The organism is Nostoc sp. ChiVER01, from assembly GCF_034531155.1.
Classification (GTDB): Bacteria; Cyanobacteriota; Cyanobacteriia; order Cyanobacteriales; family Nostocaceae; genus Nostoc.
The window spans coordinates 52,368-68,987 of the sequence record NZ_JAVRBS010000017.1; the positions used below are offsets into that span (position 1 = coordinate 52,368).

General features: G+C 42.2%; 14 protein-coding genes. 9 read left to right on the top strand and 5 right to left on the bottom strand.

The window, feature by feature from the left end; genetic code table 11:
• Positions 1 to 481: 481 nt before the first annotated feature.
• From RMY00_RS21505 to RMY00_RS21515, 3 genes are all read right to left on the bottom strand, one after another.
• Positions 482 to 2,152, bottom strand: coding sequence for a phosphatidylglycerol lysyltransferase domain-containing protein (locus RMY00_RS21505; RefSeq protein ID WP_322649483.1), 1,671 nt, complete (start codon positions 2,150 to 2,152; stop codon positions 482 to 484).
• A 195-nt stretch (positions 2,153 to 2,347) separates the two neighbouring features.
• Positions 2,348 to 3,256 (bottom strand): alpha/beta hydrolase, encoded by a 909-nt coding sequence (locus RMY00_RS21510; protein WP_322649484.1) that lies wholly within the window; start codon positions 3,254 to 3,256, stop codon positions 2,348 to 2,350.
• A 150-nt stretch (positions 3,257 to 3,406) separates the two neighbouring features.
• Positions 3,407 to 4,369 (bottom strand): alpha/beta hydrolase, encoded by a 963-nt coding sequence (locus RMY00_RS21515; protein ID WP_322649485.1) that lies wholly within the window; start codon positions 4,367 to 4,369, stop codon positions 3,407 to 3,409.
• A gap of 128 nt (positions 4,370 to 4,497) precedes the next feature.
• On the opposite strand from RMY00_RS21515, the gene RMY00_RS21520 reads away from it, so the two are divergent.
• The 7 genes from RMY00_RS21520 (at position 4,498) to RMY00_RS21550 (ending at position 13,655) form a co-directional block, all read left to right on the top strand.
• On the top strand, positions 4,498 to 5,448 hold the full coding sequence (locus RMY00_RS21520) for a lysylphosphatidylglycerol synthase domain-containing protein (protein ID WP_322649571.1): 951 nt from the start codon (positions 4,498 to 4,500) through the stop codon (positions 5,446 to 5,448).
• 229 nt (positions 5,449 to 5,677) lie between these two features.
• Positions 5,678 to 6,067: an agenet domain-containing protein gene (locus RMY00_RS21525; RefSeq protein ID WP_322649486.1), complete on the top strand. Its 390-nt coding sequence runs from the start codon at positions 5,678 to 5,680 to the stop codon at positions 6,065 to 6,067.
• 182 nt (positions 6,068 to 6,249) lie between these two features.
• On the top strand, positions 6,250 to 6,702 hold the full coding sequence (locus RMY00_RS21530; RefSeq protein ID WP_322649487.1) for a hypothetical protein: 453 nt from the start codon (positions 6,250 to 6,252) through the stop codon (positions 6,700 to 6,702).
• A gap of 4 nt (positions 6,703 to 6,706) precedes the next feature.
• Entirely contained in the window at positions 6,707 to 10,717 is a 4,011-nt protein-coding gene (locus RMY00_RS21535; protein ID WP_322649488.1) for a tetratricopeptide repeat protein, read from the top strand.
• A gap of 695 nt (positions 10,718 to 11,412) precedes the next feature.
• Positions 11,413 to 11,589, top strand: coding sequence for a hypothetical protein (locus tag RMY00_RS21540; protein WP_322649489.1), 177 nt, complete (start codon positions 11,413 to 11,415; stop codon positions 11,587 to 11,589).
• A gap of 201 nt (positions 11,590 to 11,790) precedes the next feature.
• Positions 11,791 to 13,086: an acetyltransferase gene (locus RMY00_RS21545; RefSeq protein ID WP_322649490.1), complete on the top strand. Its 1,296-nt coding sequence runs from the start codon at positions 11,791 to 11,793 to the stop codon at positions 13,084 to 13,086.
• A 20-nt stretch (positions 13,087 to 13,106) separates the two neighbouring features.
• Entirely contained in the window at positions 13,107 to 13,655 is a 549-nt protein-coding gene (locus RMY00_RS21550; protein ID WP_322649491.1) for a hypothetical protein, read from the top strand.
• A gap of 44 nt (positions 13,656 to 13,699) precedes the next feature.
• On the opposite strand, the gene RMY00_RS21555 is transcribed toward RMY00_RS21550, so the two are convergent.
• Positions 13,700 to 15,004 carry a CCA tRNA nucleotidyltransferase gene (locus tag RMY00_RS21555; protein WP_322649492.1) on the bottom strand — a complete coding sequence of 435 codons (1,305 nt, stop codon included), beginning with the start codon at positions 15,002 to 15,004 and terminating at the stop codon, positions 13,700 to 13,702.
• 280 nt (positions 15,005 to 15,284) lie between these two features.
• Here RMY00_RS21555 and RMY00_RS21560 point away from each other — a divergent pair, with 280 nt between their 5' ends.
• On the top strand, positions 15,285 to 15,533 hold the full coding sequence (locus RMY00_RS21560; RefSeq protein WP_109012457.1) for a Ycf34 family protein: 249 nt from the start codon (positions 15,285 to 15,287) through the stop codon (positions 15,531 to 15,533).
• 107 nt (positions 15,534 to 15,640) lie between these two features.
• Here the strand turns inward: RMY00_RS21560 and RMY00_RS21565 are convergent, their stop codons facing one another.
• Positions 15,641 to 15,769 (bottom strand): hypothetical protein, encoded by a 129-nt coding sequence (locus tag RMY00_RS21565; RefSeq protein ID WP_322649493.1) that lies wholly within the window; start codon positions 15,767 to 15,769, stop codon positions 15,641 to 15,643.
• A 135-nt stretch (positions 15,770 to 15,904) separates the two neighbouring features.
• Here RMY00_RS21565 and tsaB point away from each other — a divergent pair, with 135 nt between their 5' ends.
• Positions 15,905 to 16,564 (top strand): tRNA (adenosine(37)-N6)-threonylcarbamoyltransferase complex dimerization subunit type 1 TsaB, encoded by a 660-nt coding sequence (gene tsaB / locus RMY00_RS21570; protein ID WP_322649494.1) that lies wholly within the window; start codon positions 15,905 to 15,907, stop codon positions 16,562 to 16,564.
• The last annotated feature ends 56 nt before the right edge of the window (positions 16,565 to 16,620 follow it).

Here is a 16,620-nt window from a genome sequence, read left to right on the forward strand (position 1 = left end):
TTATCTACCAGGACTTACGCAAAAACTCTCTGAAACTCTTATTCCTTTGTGTCCTTTGCGTCTTTTGCGGTTCGTTTTATCATGATTTTGCGTAAGTCCTATCTACTACAAACTTTGGGCATCGCCTAGTAAACTTTGCGTTGCATACTCACCAGATATTCTTTGATAGTACAATTGTATCACAAAAACTCCAAGCTGTGTAGGCGTGGCCTGTCATAGACATCGCCCTGCAATGAGGTGGGGAGCAATGCGATTTTGTGAGGTGGGCAAGCAGGGAAGGCAGGGGAGGAAAAATAAATTAAGTGTATTTTGAAGTATTTATAGTAGCGCATGTTACTAAATTCTCTCTTTACTCTCCCTGCTCCCCCTGCTTCAAAAAGCGATGATCTCACATTTTCGCGTTGCTCCCATGAGGTGTATGGTATTGCTGAAGGTCAGAATAGATGCTTTCTAACCTTTGCACCCATTATTTTTTTCAAATTTAGGCTCCGGGTTTGAAATAATCGAAGAGGCGATCGCCTGAATCTGCGCGAATTAATGCTACAACTACATCTGGTAAGGCAGTTAAACTGGGGTAAACCAAATAACGTGGTTCCCAACGGGGGCGGAATTTCTCTCTGTAGGCGTGCAGTCCCTTAAAATTGTAGAAGCGATTCAAATGCCCGTATAGATAGTGCAATACTTTCTCCAAGCGGCGTGATTCTGGGTTGTCTCCAACTCCCGCAAGGGCAGAAAGGCCAAAATTAAAGCTGTCGTAGCCACCCTCTTTAAAATGTTGAAGCAGGGAAATAAATAGAAAGTCCATTGTGCCATTTTCGAGGGACGCGCGATGTCGCATCATGTCAATAGTGGCTTCGTTAAGTTGGTACTCCCGGAGAATGTTGGCAAAGGCGCTGATGTTACCTTCAGAATTATGCACTACAGCAATCTCACACTCTCGCAAGTAAGCTTCGTCAAACCAACCCAAAGAAAAATGTTTTTCCGAACCCTGTACCATCTTCAACCATTCATCACTTACAGATTTGAGTTGGTGCAATAAATCATTGGCAATGGGTGGTTGGTAAAACTCGATTTGGTATCCTAGTTTAGTTAAACGACTGATTGATGGTCTAAAGTTCTTACCAGCTTTACCTTGTAACGTAAAACTTTTCAGGTCAACGATCGCTTCTTCTCCAATCTTAAGTACCTTAAACCCCAATGACTTGTAAAGCTCAACATCATCGGGCAAAGTTTGATAAAAACCGGGATACCAGTCATTACGTTGGCAAAACTGTTGGAAAGCAACAATTGTCTCTTTGCGGTCTTCAATGGGGCCGATGGGATCTCCTAATGCGATCGCACCCCTTCCCTTGGGAACATAAGCAATTAAACTATTACCGGAAGGACTAAAATAATAACTTTTATCATTTAAGAGTGTGAATGCTGCTAAAGAAGAACATCCATATTGCTCGACAATTTCTTTAGCTCTTTTTCGCTCATTTGGCGTTGCTAGATTCCGCCAAAATACAGGTTGCAAGAGCATTACCATTGCATAGGTAATAGTAACTGCGGCTATAATATATATCGAATTAGCAAAAAATTCTCCAAATTTGCTTTTTGGTTGCAGTCCCCAATTATCCTCAGTGAAGAACATCGCCAAAGTCTGAACTATGGCTTCACGCCAGTTAAAATTCTCTGAGAACTTGCCGTCTAATAAGTAAAATCCAATAGTTCCGTATGCCAGGGTAAATAATAAAGCGCCTATCAGCGCTCGAACTCCCCGTGCGATCGAAGGACGGTCTGATTGCGCCGTAAAATAATGGCGCATCAAGATTAATTGCACCAGCAAAACTCCAGAGAGTAGACTTTCTTCATAGTCCAGTCCCTTCAGCAAGTGGCTGAAAATGGAAATCACTAGTAAACCAATGGTAAGTAACCAGGCTATTCTTTTGCGACGTAATAAATTAGTCGCAAGTGCTAGTAAAACAAACCCAGTCAGGGCTGCAAAGATATGACCACTGGCTCGGATTTCAAATGGTAAAAATTCTTTCAACCAGTGATTTCGCCCATATAAGTTAGGTGTCACTGCTGATAACAAATTTACTACTCCGACTAAACCTGTAAGCAAAGCTGCACTCCAAAGTCCAATCTGAGTTTTTAAATTATTGGTCATAACTTTAAAAATATTAATTAGGAGTTAGGAGTTTTGGCTCTACGACTCTCTTTAGGGGCTAAAATAATAAACAGACAAGTTTTATCGGCTGTGTTAATTATACAGATTAAGTTTTAATTTTTTTAATTTTCTCCATAACACCTTAATTTTAAGGCCATAGCACAGTTAGAGCAATAGAACCTGAGTTTTCAAATTTTAACTCTTAACTCCGAATTTTTTAAACTGTTCCCCTACATAAGAGAGGGAATCTTTAAGATGCTTGTGGAAGTAGTTCCAGCCTATATCAGCACCAGACAAACCATGACCTCCTGGAAAGGCATAAAATACGTGAGCAATACCTAATTTGTTTAAGGTATCGTTGAAATCTTTGGTAGAAGCCAGCAAATTAGTATCATTCAAACCCGCATCTAAGTAAACACGCAATCGCTTCCTATCTTCAATTGGTAGCTGTTGCACGATTTGTTGGGGGCTATTTTGCGAACCGCTATTATCGGTAAAATAACCGCTATGACTAAACAGAATGTGGAAGTTGTTGAGATGGCGTAACCCGATATTAAAAGCCCCCCATCCTCCAGAAGAAAGACCTCCCAACGCCCAAAACTGGGGTTCTTCTAAAGTGCGGTAGCGTGACTTGACAACTTGCACTAGTTCTGAACCAATTAAAGTCCCAACTTTACCATTCGGCCCATCAAAATAATCGGGGTCGTATAAAGGACTAGAACCCCGATTATCATTACCATCAGGTGTAATTACAATCGATGGCGGTAATTTTCCACTTTTATAAAGTTCATGCAATACATCTAAGATGGCATATTTATCAGCGTAAGCACGGGCATCATCATGACCACCGTGTAGTAATAATATCACAGGATACCGCTTTTGTTGATTTTTATTATAACCAGGCGGCAAAATCACGCCATAGTTGCGGACTGCACCCATCGCTTGGGAGTTAAAGCTTGCTAATTGAAACTTTAGCCCAGTATTTGCCTCTTCTTGAGGTGGGTCTAATTGTGGCGCACCTAAGATGAATACATAATAATAACCAGCAGTAGTAAGGAGTGCGATCGCTCCTACTAAACTAATTAAAAATTTAGAAATCTTCATATTAATTTAACGTTTAAAAAATCACCCCCACTAGAACTTACTATAGTTAATTTGCTGAAAAATTGCAGCTGAGTTTTCCACATTGATGTTTAAATATCAAAGGATTTATAAAATCTATGCTACATACAATATGATTTTTACTGCGAATTGCTAATGATTTTGACTTTTGACTTTCTCAAAGGCCGTTCTATGCGCTATTTCAGAAACTCGAAATTGTTCTCCCACAAATGTCAACGAATCGGATAAATGTTCTCGCCAGTATTTCCAAGTGTGGCTACCAGGAAACTGACGAAACAAATTATAAACTTTTAGCTTATCTAGTACTTGGCTAAACTTTTGAGCTTCGTCGATTTCTTCAATATCTGATGTACCAGAATCTAGATAAATTCGCAATTTTTTTTGAGTTTGTAAAGGAATAGTTTTGATATAACTTATTGGGCTATTCATTGGGCCACTTTTATCATGAAAATAACCGCTATGACTAAATAAAATCGAGAAATGATCTAGGTTATGTAATCCCACATTCATTGCTCCCCAACCACCAGAAGATAAACCACCTATAGCCCAAAAATCTGGATTGTTTATTGTACGATAACGGCTTTGCACAACTTTTACCAATTCATCCCCTACGGCTGTAGAGACTTTACCATTAGGGCCATCAATATATTCGGGATCTCGGTAAGGGCTAGAGCCACGTTTGTCGTTACCATCTGGTGTGATAATAATGCTGGGTGGCAACTTACCTTTAGTATAAAGTTGTTCTACAGTTTTAAGAGCTTGTCCTTTACTCTGAATAAACCAATCACTGGGATTACCATGTCCACCGTGGAGGAGAAATATTACAGGATAGCTTTGTTTTAGGTTTTTTTCATAACCAGGGGGTAAAGAAACGCCATAGGTGCGACTTGCGCCCATTACCTGACTATCGTAGGTTTCAATTTTGTAGGTTAGGGGAGTAGTTGAGTCGCTAGTATTGGAATGAGTTGGAAGAACGGAAGGCTTTGTTTGTAAATCCTGTTGTGGTGGTTTTGCTACGGTACTTTGGGAGAAATTACAGCCAACAAGAGTTAATACTAAAACTAGTAAGAGAATTTTAGATTGTTTGTAGTTCATTTATTGGGTAGCCGATATTTGCTTTACAAAAGCTTATGCAAATGATATGTCAATGCTGTGTCAACAGGATGGAAAATTTACGACTGGTTGTAAATTAAAAGTCAAGAGTTAGGATAAGTTTCTTCATGATGCTTAAAAAGCTGCGACTCAATTTCAGTTCTTTGTTTGGCTTGTTGTTGCTGGTGCTTTGCGTGTGGGCGATCGCTAACGAATTGCATGAGTATAATTATCGTGATATCCTCAACTCCCTTGCAACAATTCCCAAAAGTCGCTTAAGCTGGGCAATTTGGCTGACAGCGTTGGGTTATCTTGTGATGATTGGCTACGATATCTTAGGTTTTAGCTACATTAATCGCTCCTTAAGTTGGAACAAGATTGCTCTAACCAGCTTTATTAGCTCTGCATTTAGTAATACCATCGGTTTTGCCTTGCTAACTGGCAGTGCTATCCGTTATCGATTTTATGCTAGTTGGGGAGTTTCAGCAGTTGCGATCGCTCAAGTAATTGCTTTTGCTAATTTTACTTTTTGGTTGGGGATGTTTGCCGTTGCAGGTTTCTTGTTTCTCATCAACCCACTCAAAATTCCCACTCAAATACATTTGCCTTTTACTACTGTGCGTCCCATCGGCGTGATTTTTTTGCTATTAGTCGCTATTTATTTAATTGGAAGTCTTTTTATTAAACAACCGTTAATAATTCGTGGGCAAGAATTTCGATTTCCTTCTTTTAAAATATCCCTGGCTCAAATAGCAATTTCTAGTTTTGACTGGATTTTGGCAGCAGCAGTTCTTTATGCTGTGCTTCCTAGCAATATATCTTTGTCTTATCTAGACTTCTTGGGAATTTATTTACTAGCGATGTTTGCAGGTGTGGTTAGTAATGTCCCTGGTGGTTTGGGAGTATTTGAAACTATAATTTTGCTGATTCTTTCTTCTAAAGTTTCGGCTGCGGCAATTTTGGGATCAATGTTAGCTTATCGCGGAGTCTACTATTTCTTACCTTTGCTAGTAGCAGCAGGTTTGCTAGGAATTTATGAAATTAGATTTAGAGTTGGTAATTTAAAAAATATTGATAAATAGTAAATTTCAGTTTCAGTATGAGTACGAACAATAAGATCCCCGACTTCTTCGATAAGTCGGGGATCTGAGCCTTTTGATATCTTCACAAAGAATAGCGATAAATCATAATTTTTGCTGAGGCGATCGCTAATTTAATCCCATAACAATAGTAACAGTTAGGGAAAATTTTTCAACTAGATTTCCATAAATCATCAAAATCCCGTTTTATTGTTTGAGGATAGAAAGAATCATGAAAAATAAAGTATTGTTTGGTGCTATTTTCATGGCAACTTGGGTAGGAACATTGATTCCAAGTGCTTTTGCTGCTTCACCCTGTTCTGTAGGACAAAAGGCTGAGGTTCTTTGGAAGGAAAAATGGTATCCGGCAACGGTACTTAAGGTTAATAATGAGAAATGCTATATTACCTACGATGGTTATGATAGTTCCTGGAATGAATGGGTTGGCACTACACGCTTTCGGGCATCATTTCAAGTTGGCGATGCAGTGAGAATTTTGTGGAAAGGAAAATGGTATCCAGGGCAGGTTTTAGAAGTTAGTAACGATCTTTATAAAATTACTTATGATGGCTACGATAGCTCTTGGGATGAGTGGGTTGAACCTGCAAGGGTAAGTAGATAGGGAATATTTCACTTTTATAAGTTTAAAGGGACGATTTCACTTGTTGGAGTCGTCCCTTAAATTGTTTTATCAAAACAGAATTCAGGAGTCAGGAGTCAGAATTAAGAATGAATTTTGTACAACTGGTAAGAGGCTGCTAAACTGAGAGCCATAAGTAAAATCTCGTATACTTTGGCAAACTTATGGAGCCAGTATCGCTGACAGCAGGTGCGATCGCAACCTTGGTAATCGTCAAAGCCTTTGAAAAAACTGGGGAAATCATCGGTGAAAAGGCTTGGAATGAAGGCGAAAAGTTGTTAGTTCTGCTGAAGCGCAAGGAACCTAGCACGGCGAAGGTTATCGAACAGGCTAAAACACAACCTTTAGATTATGGTCAAGCTTATCTCATTGGGCAGCAGGTAGAGGAAGCGGCAAAGAAAGATCCTGAAATTGCCCAAGCTGTGGAAGCTGTAGCTAATGAGGCACAAACGCAGATTAATCAAATAGTTATAAAAGGAATTCTGGTAAAAGGTAAGGCTAAAGTCGGCAATATAAATTTGTCAGCCACAAGAGACGGTTCAGTGAATCAAGAAGCGGTGGTTGATTCTCAATTTGGCGGCGATCTTGACCTTGGTAATGTGGACATGAAAGCCTAAAATTATGAGCAAAAATCACAGCCCAGAAGAAATTTTACAGAGCATTCTCCGAAATGTTCAAGTAGGCGGCAATCTGACTACAGGCGATATTACCCAAATCCTGAATTTACTGGTTATTATTCAACAGCCAGACGTTTTCAAACCAAAGGAAATTCCTCAAAATATTCCTCGTGGTAGCGTAGTCAAGTTTGTCGGACGTGCTGAGACTTTAGTGAATCTGCACGAAAGGCTACAACACAGTTCTCAGGTGGTGATTGCTGCAATTGAGGGTATGGGAGGAGTCGGAAAAACAGAGTTAGCAACTCAGTATGCACTGATTCACCTACTACTCAACACTTACCCCGGTGGTATCTGTTGGTTACGCGCTAGAGATGAAGATATTGGGCTTCAGATATTGCAGTTTGCTATAGCTAAGTTAGGATTAAAACCACCAGAAGATTGGGATTTACCACAGCAAGTTGATTTCTGTTGGTCACGCTGGCACGATGGGAATGTGTTGGTAGTACTGGATGATGTCAACGATTACCCCAAAGTAGAACAATATTTACCACCACAATCACCCCGGTTTAAGCTGCTAATTACCAGCAGGTTACAGTTAGATTTTCCCCAGTCATTTACTCTAGATGTTTTAAGTGAGTCCGCAGCACTAGAACTTTTACAAGAGTGGGTGGGAACAGAAAAAGTTGCACAGGAATTAGAAGATGCGAAAGAAATCTGTCAGCGTTTAGGTTATTTGCCTTTGGCGCTGAATTTGGTGGGGAGGTATGTGAAAAAGCGGAGACTCTCTTTAGCAGAAATGTTGCGGCGGTTAGAAGAAAAAAAGTTAACTCATGAATCTTTAGCACGGGATGAAAAAGACCGCGCTTGGACGCTGAATGTTAAACGAGGTGTTGCTGCTGCTTTTGAGTTAAGTTGGGAAGAATTAAATGATTATGCCAAGGAGTTAGGTGTTTTACTGAGTTTATTTGCTTTAGCTCCTATTCCCTGGAGACTGGTAGAAAGTGTAGAAACTGGGAAAAATACTACACAGTTGGAAAAAAGTAGAGTTGATTTAGAAGATTTGCATCTGCTTCAAGGTGAGGATAGCTACCAACTACATCAACTCATTCGGGAATTTTTTCAACTCAAGCAAGCTGAGTTCAATCAAGTGGAGGAATTAAAGCGATCGCTTTGTGGAGTAATAATAGTAGATGCCAAGAAGATTTCTGACTCGCCCACTCTTGAGCAAATCACTGCTGTTTCCCCCACCATACCTCATATAGCTGAAGTAGCGAATCATCTCATTCAATACCTCAGCAATGATGATTTAATTTGGCCTTTCCTCGGCAACGTTTGGTTTTACAAGGGTCAAGGTTTATATAACCAAGCTTTATTCTGGTGTAAACAATGTCTAGAAGTCACTAAAAAGTGCTTAGGAGAAGAACATCCAGATGTCGCCCAAAGCTTCAACAACCTAGCGTTACTCTACCGTAACCAAGGCAGATACAGTGAAGCCGAACCCCTTTACATCCAAGCTTTGGCACTTAGGCGTCAGCTGCTGGGAGAACTACATCCAGATGTCGCACAAAGCCTCAACAACTTAGCGGAACTCTACCGTTACCAAGGCAGATATAGTGAAGCCGAATCCCTTCACAGCCAAGCTTTGGTACTCAAGGTGCTGTTGCTGGAAGAAGAACATCCAGAGGTCGCACTTAGCCTCAGCAACCTTGCGGGACTCTACTATTACCAAGGCAGATACAGCGAAGCTGAACCCCTTCTTATCCAAGCTTTGGCACTCAGGCGTAAGTTGCTCGGAGATGAACATCCAGATGTCGGTGTTACCCTCAACAACTTAGCGGAACTCTACCGTTCCCAAGGTAGATACAGCGAAGCCGAACCCCTTTACATCCAAGCTTTGGCACTTATGCGCCAGCTACTGGGAGATGCACATCCAGATGTCGCCACTAGCCTCAACAACCTAGCGGAACTCTACAACTCCCAAGGCAGATACAACGAAGCCGAACCCCTTCTTATCCAAGCTTTGGCACTCAGGCGCAAGCTGCTCGGAGATGAACATCCAGATGTTGCCACTAGCCTCAACAACCTAGCGGGACTCTACTATCACCAAGGCAGATACAGCGAAGCCGAACCCCTTTTTATCCAAGCTTTGGCACTCATGCGCCAGGTGCTGGGAGATGAACATCCAAATGTTGCACTTAGCCTCAACAACCTGGGGGAACTCTACCGTTATCAAGGCAGATACAGCGAAGCCGAACCCCTTTACATCCAAGCTTTGGCACTTATGCGCCAGGTGCTGGGAGAGGAACATCCATCTGTCGCACAAGGCCTCAACAACCTTGCAGAACTCTACAACTCCCAAGGCAGATACAGCGAAGCTGAACCCCTTTACATCCAAGGTTTGGTACTTATGCGTAAGTTGCTCCGAGAGGAACATCCAGATGTCGCTACTAGCCTCAATAAACTAGCGGGATTCTACGAATTTCAAGGCAGATGCAGCGAAGCCGAACCCCTTTTTATCCAAGCTTTGACACTCACGCGTAAGTTGTTCGGAGATGAACATCTATCTGTCGCTAATAGCCTCGATAAACTAGCGGGACTCTACCGTTCCCAAGGCAGATATAGCGAAGCCGAACCCCTTTTTATCCAAGCTTTGGCACTCACGCGCCAGGTGCTGGGAGAGGAACATCTATCTGTCGCTGCTAGCCTCAACAACCTCGCGTTACTCTACCGTTCCCAAGGCAGATATAGCGAAGCCGAACCCCTTTTTATCCAAGCTTTGGCACTCATGCGCCATCTGCTGCCAGAAGAAAATCCATCTGTCGCCCGATGCCTCAACAACCTCGCAGAACTTTACCATTTCCAAGGTAGATACAGTGAAGCCGAACCCCTTTTTATCCAAGCTTTGGCACTCATGCGCCAGCTACTGCCAGAAGAACATCCAGATGTCGCACTTAGCCTCAACAACCTCGCAGAACTCTACCATTCCCAAGGTAGATACAGCGAAGCTGAACCCCTTTTTATCCAAGCTTTGGTACTCAGACGCAACCTGCTTGGAGATGAACATCCATCTGTCGCTGCTAGCCTCAACGGTCTAGCAGAACTCTACAACTCCCAAGGTAGATACAGCGAAGCCGAACCCCTTTTTATCCAAGCTTTAGCACTCAGACGCCAGCTGCTTGGAGATGAACATCCTTATGTCGTCCAAAGCCTCAATAACCTAGCGTTACTCTACACTTGCCAAGACAGATACAGCGAAGCCGAACCCCTTTACATCCAAGCTTTGGCACTCAGACGCAAGCTGCTTGGAGATGAACATCCAGATGTCGCCACTAGCCTTTACAATTTAGCGGGACTCTACACCTGCCAAGGCAGATACGACGAAGCCGAACCCCTTTACATCAAAGATTTGGCACTTACGCGCCAGCTGCTAGGAGAAGAACATCCTTATGTCGCCCAAAGCCTCAACAACCTTGCGGGAATCTACTGTTCCCAAGGCAGATACCGCGAAGCCGAACCCCTTTTTATCCAAGCTTTGGCACTCAGACGCAACCTGCTGCCAGAAGAACATCCAGATGTCGCCCAAAGTCTCAACAACCTCGCAGAACTCTACACCTGCCAAGGCAGATACAGCGAAGTCGAATCCCTTTTTATCCAAGCTTTGGCACTTATGCGCCAGATGCTGCCAGAAGAACATCCTTATGTCGCCCAAAGCCTCAACAACCTAGCGGGACTCTACCGTTCTCACGGCAAATACAGCGAAGCCGAAACCCTTTACATTCAAGCTTTGGCACTCTACCGCAAGCTGTTAGGAGAAGAACATCCTTATGTCGCTACTAGCCTCCACAACCTAGCGGGACTCTATAACTGCCAAGGCAAATATAGCGAAGCTGAACCCCTTTTCATCCAAGCTTTGGAAATTGCTGAACTTAGTTTAGGGGTAAATCATCCCAATACAATTACTTTCCGTGAAAATCTGAAATATTTGCGCGATCGCCTCCCCCCAAATCCAGAATAAGCTAGTTTTGTACAAAGCGTACCGTGATAAAACTGAAAAGCACCTTAGCGATCGCGGAGCGTCTCGTAGAGAAGCTCACCAAAGGTATCGCTTATACTCAAATTCATATTCAATAAGTAAAAATGCCTGATTACTTATTCAATATGAGCTTTTACTTCTTCAAAAGCAGCTTTTAATGTCGCATTTGAGTGTTTTCCACAAACAAAAGCAGCTTTTACTTCTTCAAAAGCAGCTTTTAATGTTGCATTTGAGTGTTTTCCACAAACAAAAGAAGCTTTTGGTTTTTCATTTTAGTGTTTTACGCAAGCAAAAGCAGCTTTTACTTTCTCAAACCCCAGTTTGCTTTCTTATTTTAATGTTTTCCGCAAACAAAAGCAGCTTTTACTTTCTCAAAAGGTGCTTTTAGTTACTCAAACCCCAGTTTGCTTTCTCATTTGAGTAATTCACGCATTCTCTGACTCCTTCTGATTAATCTTGGATAACAGTCTTATGCTCAACATAATTTTTATCAATATCAAAAGCTCTAGCATGAAACAGCAAGTAGGTGTATAGTAGGATGCTAGTTGATAGCAATGATATTTCATCAAGCCAAAATTGTCGGTTATAGGCAAAAGGAAAAGTTAAAGGTTTATTCCTTTATCTTTTCGGTTTACCTTGCCAAAGTAACTTGGTGAACTATTAGGTATGGAGGAATAGTGTTTAAACGTCGCACGATATTATTCGGTCTACTTGCATTTGGCTTAACGTTAGCATTTAGCACACAAGTCTATGGACAATCCACTGCTGGGCCAGAAGCTTGGCAGACAGTCTACAATCAGGCGGTTGCTTCGGCAACAACGACAGTTACAGCTTCGACCTTTATAGCCCACTAAAGTTTTTCAATTTGGCGGGTTTTTGGAATGCTTAGACCTTTGGCTAGAAAAAGTTCTGAGTAGATTTAGCTTGAGAATCAAGAGTAAGGAATTGTGATTTTTTGGTAATTCCTACGCCTGCTCCCCACCTGACTATATCTCTAACTCGTTAACTCCGATTCTGCCGTAACCAAATATTTCAAACACCGTGAGGAGTTTTTCATGTTCAAACCTCGCGCAATTTTTAGCGCCTTAGCTGCAATTATCCTTGCACTTGTCATAGGTACACAGGTGCATAAACAACCCGCCGTTGCTTCTGGAGGAGGGTGTAATCCAACTTCACATAACCTACCTATATGCCCAAGCACAGCACCGTCAAAGTCAGCTAGTTTCCTTGATCCTACTGCGACAATCATCAATCCAACAAATATTCGCTTGGGTAAAAAAGTCTACGTAGCGCCATTTGCCAAGTTAGACGCTACTATTGCCCCCATTAGCATCGCGGATGATTCTAACGTCCAAGACCAAGTGAGAATTATAGCTTCGGGAACGGGAGTGGATATTGGGCCGCGAGTAATTATGGCACACATGGCCACTATCAAAGGTGCAGCCAAAATCGGGACTCAAGGCTCAACCGGGCCTTTTAGCAACCCGATTACCAATGCTCAGTTCAAGAACGATATTCCAGAGACATTTCTCAGCTTCAACTGTGAAGTAGATGGTGCAACTATAGAAAGCAACACGGTAGTCAACTTTCTCTCGCGGGTTGGCCCTGGTGTTACCTTACCTGCTGGTAAAGTTGTCCTGCCAGGTAAAAACGTCACAACGAACCTAGAAGCTACTAGCGGTAGTTTAGGGAAGGTGGCAAACCTGACAGAAGCCGACGTTGCATTGCTTGAAGGCATCATTGAAGTCAATGAAGCATTTGCCAAAGGTTACACAGAATTGGCCAGAATAGACTTGTCAAATGTACAAGGCATAAATTTCGCTCCAGTCACATCTTTTAACCCCGGAGGTCTGCCGCAGATAGGTGGGGTTGTAACTCGCGATTTTACCTTCCGTAATCGCATCATCGGTAATGTCGTTCTGGAAGATTCTTTCGCAACCCTGAATGACAAAATAGGCCTGACTGACAAAATAGGTAATGGAATTTCCCTGCGTGCTGATGAGGGTCAACCTTTTAATGTCGGGAAAATTGCTGGGATGGCAAACGATGTTGTCTTTCACGCTTTAGCAACAACTAGCTTGACTCTCGGTGATAATATTGGCTACGGGCCTCGTGTTCTAGTTCATGGTGGTAGACAAGTTGTCAATGGTGTTGCTAATGGCCCTCAAACCAGGATAGATGATTCCGTAGGGCTAGCACCGAACTCCGTTATATTCCGCTCAGTTATTGGCAACAACTCAGCAGTTGGGGAAAAAAGCGCAGTCTTTAATTCTACAGTAGCTCCGAGAACGGCTATCGGTTCTCGAACAATCTATGCTGACAACGGCAAGATTTCATCTGTGGAGTGGTAAGCAATAACTTTTGCATAATTATGAATTTGAAAATCTTGCCGCTAGTGCAATTACAGTGCCTACGATTGATTCTGCTGTTTACTTTGATATTCGGACTGATGCTAAGTCTTGATGACGGTTCATCTATAGCCGCACAGAAGGTTGGGAAACCTGGATTTGACCTTGTAAATGCTGACATCACTTCTAATCAGGTTCAGGTGGTAGAACCTCCAATCACCGGACTTACTTCTACATTGTCGGATGAGGTCAAGGAATTACCTACAGAGTTAATTCGCTGGTCAACTTACTGGCAACTTTGCTGGCAACCATATCCCGAAGCTAAAGAGTACGAACTACAAGCGGTGTTTATGGAAGGCAAGTCTCCAAAATTGCGACGTCAAAGCGATCGCTGCTTTCGTATCCAAGCTGCATCTAATGAAAACCAAAAATCACAAGGACTTCTCAACCGTGAATTAATCTTGTTGATGCATAAAATTCAGCTTGGTTATCGAGTCCGAGCGGTCTTAGATGATAACCATGTAAGTCAATGGTCTGAAGTTATGGCGGTTGGTGCAACTAACGTTACTTGATATTATTCTCAGGGCAACAGAGGCGATCGCACCTCAGTCGCTACTCAGCTGCTAGGCAAGTGGGGTAGTTTACATAACTGACGTGCATAAGCGATCGCCTCTGTTGCTGTTGAAACTTTCCCCTCAGCTTGTGCTACGCCAATTTCTCTCAACAGTTGGCCGATAATTGGCGAAGCTGGAATATCTAATGCTATAATCAACTCCTTCCCGCTCACTAGTGGAGTGGGATGAGCGACCAGATCATCAGGGTTCAGGTAGCGGTTGATCAAAGGTGCTAAAACTTGGCAGCATTTTGCTTTGGTTTCCACTGCTGTGTGTAGTGGCTTGTCACCAGACATCGCCTCTACCAAAATATCAAGTGCTACAGCTAAGACTGCCATAGCGGGAAACACAATATCTGCGTCATGAAAGAAAAAATATTGTTCTCGCAAGGACATATCAACTACTTGAAGCTGTGGTAACAGTTTCAAGGCAGTGGTTACACCCCGAATTTCGGCACGACTATAAGTTAGTTCCTGTAGTTCTATTTCTGCTAACTCTGGCGCTGGGTTGACAAGACAAGCAAGTTTGGCAATACCTAACCAAGTAGTTTTAACACTATCGCGGACATATTCTTGCAGTTTTTCCCCTAATTGTTGCCAATTTTGGCTGAGTAAAGCTGCTGCTTCGTCAACTGCTGCTAGTTTTATCAAGCTTTCACGAGTGGCATTTTTGAAGAAAGGCGCAAGTAAACCATCTTCCCAAGCACTTGTAATCCAAGGAGTACCCTGAGAATTTGCCAGCAGATAGCCAATTTCTACCCTAACTCGTTCGGCTGCAACTTGGCTGATATGTGATGCTAAAGAACGAATTGCGGCTTGGGTAGCTGGCTCAATAGTAAAACCTAGTTGGGCGGCTTGGCGATAACCTCGCATTAGCCGTAAAGGGTCATCTTCTAGGTTTGCAGGTGATACCATTCGCAAAATGCCCTGTTGCAAGTCTGCACAACCTTGCAGAGGATCGATGATTTCTTGGGTATGGGGATTATAAGCGATCGCATTTACTGTAAAATCCCGTCTGTGCAAATCAACATCTATACTATCTCCTTCCTGCTGGGCAAAGTCAGCCGTAGCGTGGGGAAAAACCACACGCGCAATTTGTCGTTCTGCATCGAGTAACACAAAACCAGCTTTGTAATGATGAGCGATCGCTCTCGCTACCTTTACCGCCTTAGATGGTATAACAAAATCTAAATCCAGATATGCGCGAGTTCTGCCAAGGATAGCATCTCGGACAGCGCCACCTACCATGTAAGCTGGTTGTGGTAAAAATTCCAAGCTGAAAGGCCAATTTTCGGGAGCTAATACCATTTTGGATTTTAGATTTTAGATTGTGTACTCCTACGGTAAAGCAAGCTAAGAGTAGCATCTTGTAGAGAAGAGTAGAGGCTACGCTGTCAGTGGCAGGTTTAGATCCCCCACGCTGTTGATTTTGACCAAAGGCGGACTTTCCTTGCTCTACTCCTGAATTCTGACTTCTGAATTCTGAATTCTTCTTCAAGCATTGTAATAAAAATCAACCCAGCAACTCATGAATAACAGTTGGGCTTACGTTAGATTAACAATAAAGGCCCCTGGAGTTGGTTCTATTATGTGTATTTGCGTGAATTGCCACTATGTAGACCGATGTGTTACCTATCATGCTGTAGAAGGGCAGCACCAACAGCCTCATTTGACCGAAACACCAAGTTTTGATCCGAATGAACCTTCCATCAATGTCAACATTCGGACTAAAGATGATGTCATTGAAATGGAATGGGATGTTGTTGGTTGTCTGAGCTTTAAGCGAGAAACGGGTAAATGGTCGAAGTTGCGTCCTGGTGAATTAGTGCCGACTTGACAGAAAATGATTGGTGTATCTTACAGCTATTTTCAGGTAAATAGACAGGCGGTAGGGGCACAGCAATGCTGTGCTCTTATGTCAGATGTGGTTCAAATACATGAAAACTACTGTAATGAAATTTTATTTATCAGCGAATTTATGGTAAAGGGAGGAGATGTCAGGAAAGCGATCGCTATTAGAAAGTGAACAGCAAGTGAATATTTGCGATCGTTTTCGACGGGTGTTTGCTCCATTGTCTTCTAATTTTGTTGAAATAGTAAGACCTTTGCCATGAGACTTCTTTCTGTAGTCTATTTAATTAAGAACCGCTATGTTATATATTTAAATAAATAAGGTTAACTTTATAAAAATAGATATTTTAAATAATTTTGACAACGGAACTAAAAGACCTTGCAATAAATAAATACGCTTTAGGACTACATACCACCACACCAGAATTAGGTTTGGCAATTAGTAACTTTGCTGGTGAAAATCGCTCTCAAATTTGGAATTTAGGGCGTGAATTATCAAGCTTAGTGCATCAATATTTAATTGAATTTATCAAACCGCAAACTTGGGCAGATTTGTCCTTTATCGCAGTTGCAAAAGGGCCTGGCGGCTTTACAGGAACTCGAATTGGTGTTGTCACTGCTCGGACTTTAGGGCAACAGTTAGATATCCCCGTGTTTGCAATTTCAACTTTGGCTGCGGTAGCTTGGTCAGAAGCAGGCAAAAGTCAAAATATAAAAACTATTGCTGTGGAAATGCCAGCACAACGAGGTCAAATTTTTGCTGCTATTTATCAGTTTGAGCCAGATGTTTCTAAACTAAAAGCGTGTTTGTCAGATAGAGTGTTGACACCAGAAGCATGGCAGGAAACTTTAGCTAATTGGAACACTAATTATCAGTTAATTCAAGCTCAATCTGGGTTAGCAGAGACGGTGATAAGTATTTTAGAACTAGCTAATCTCGATTGGCAAGAGGGCAAGTGTCCTAATTGGTCAGAGGCTCTACCATATTATGGGCAGCATCCAGTACAAGATACATAATACTTCTAATGAACTTTCAACTAAAAAAATATCCCATTACTTTGGCGAGCTGGCGT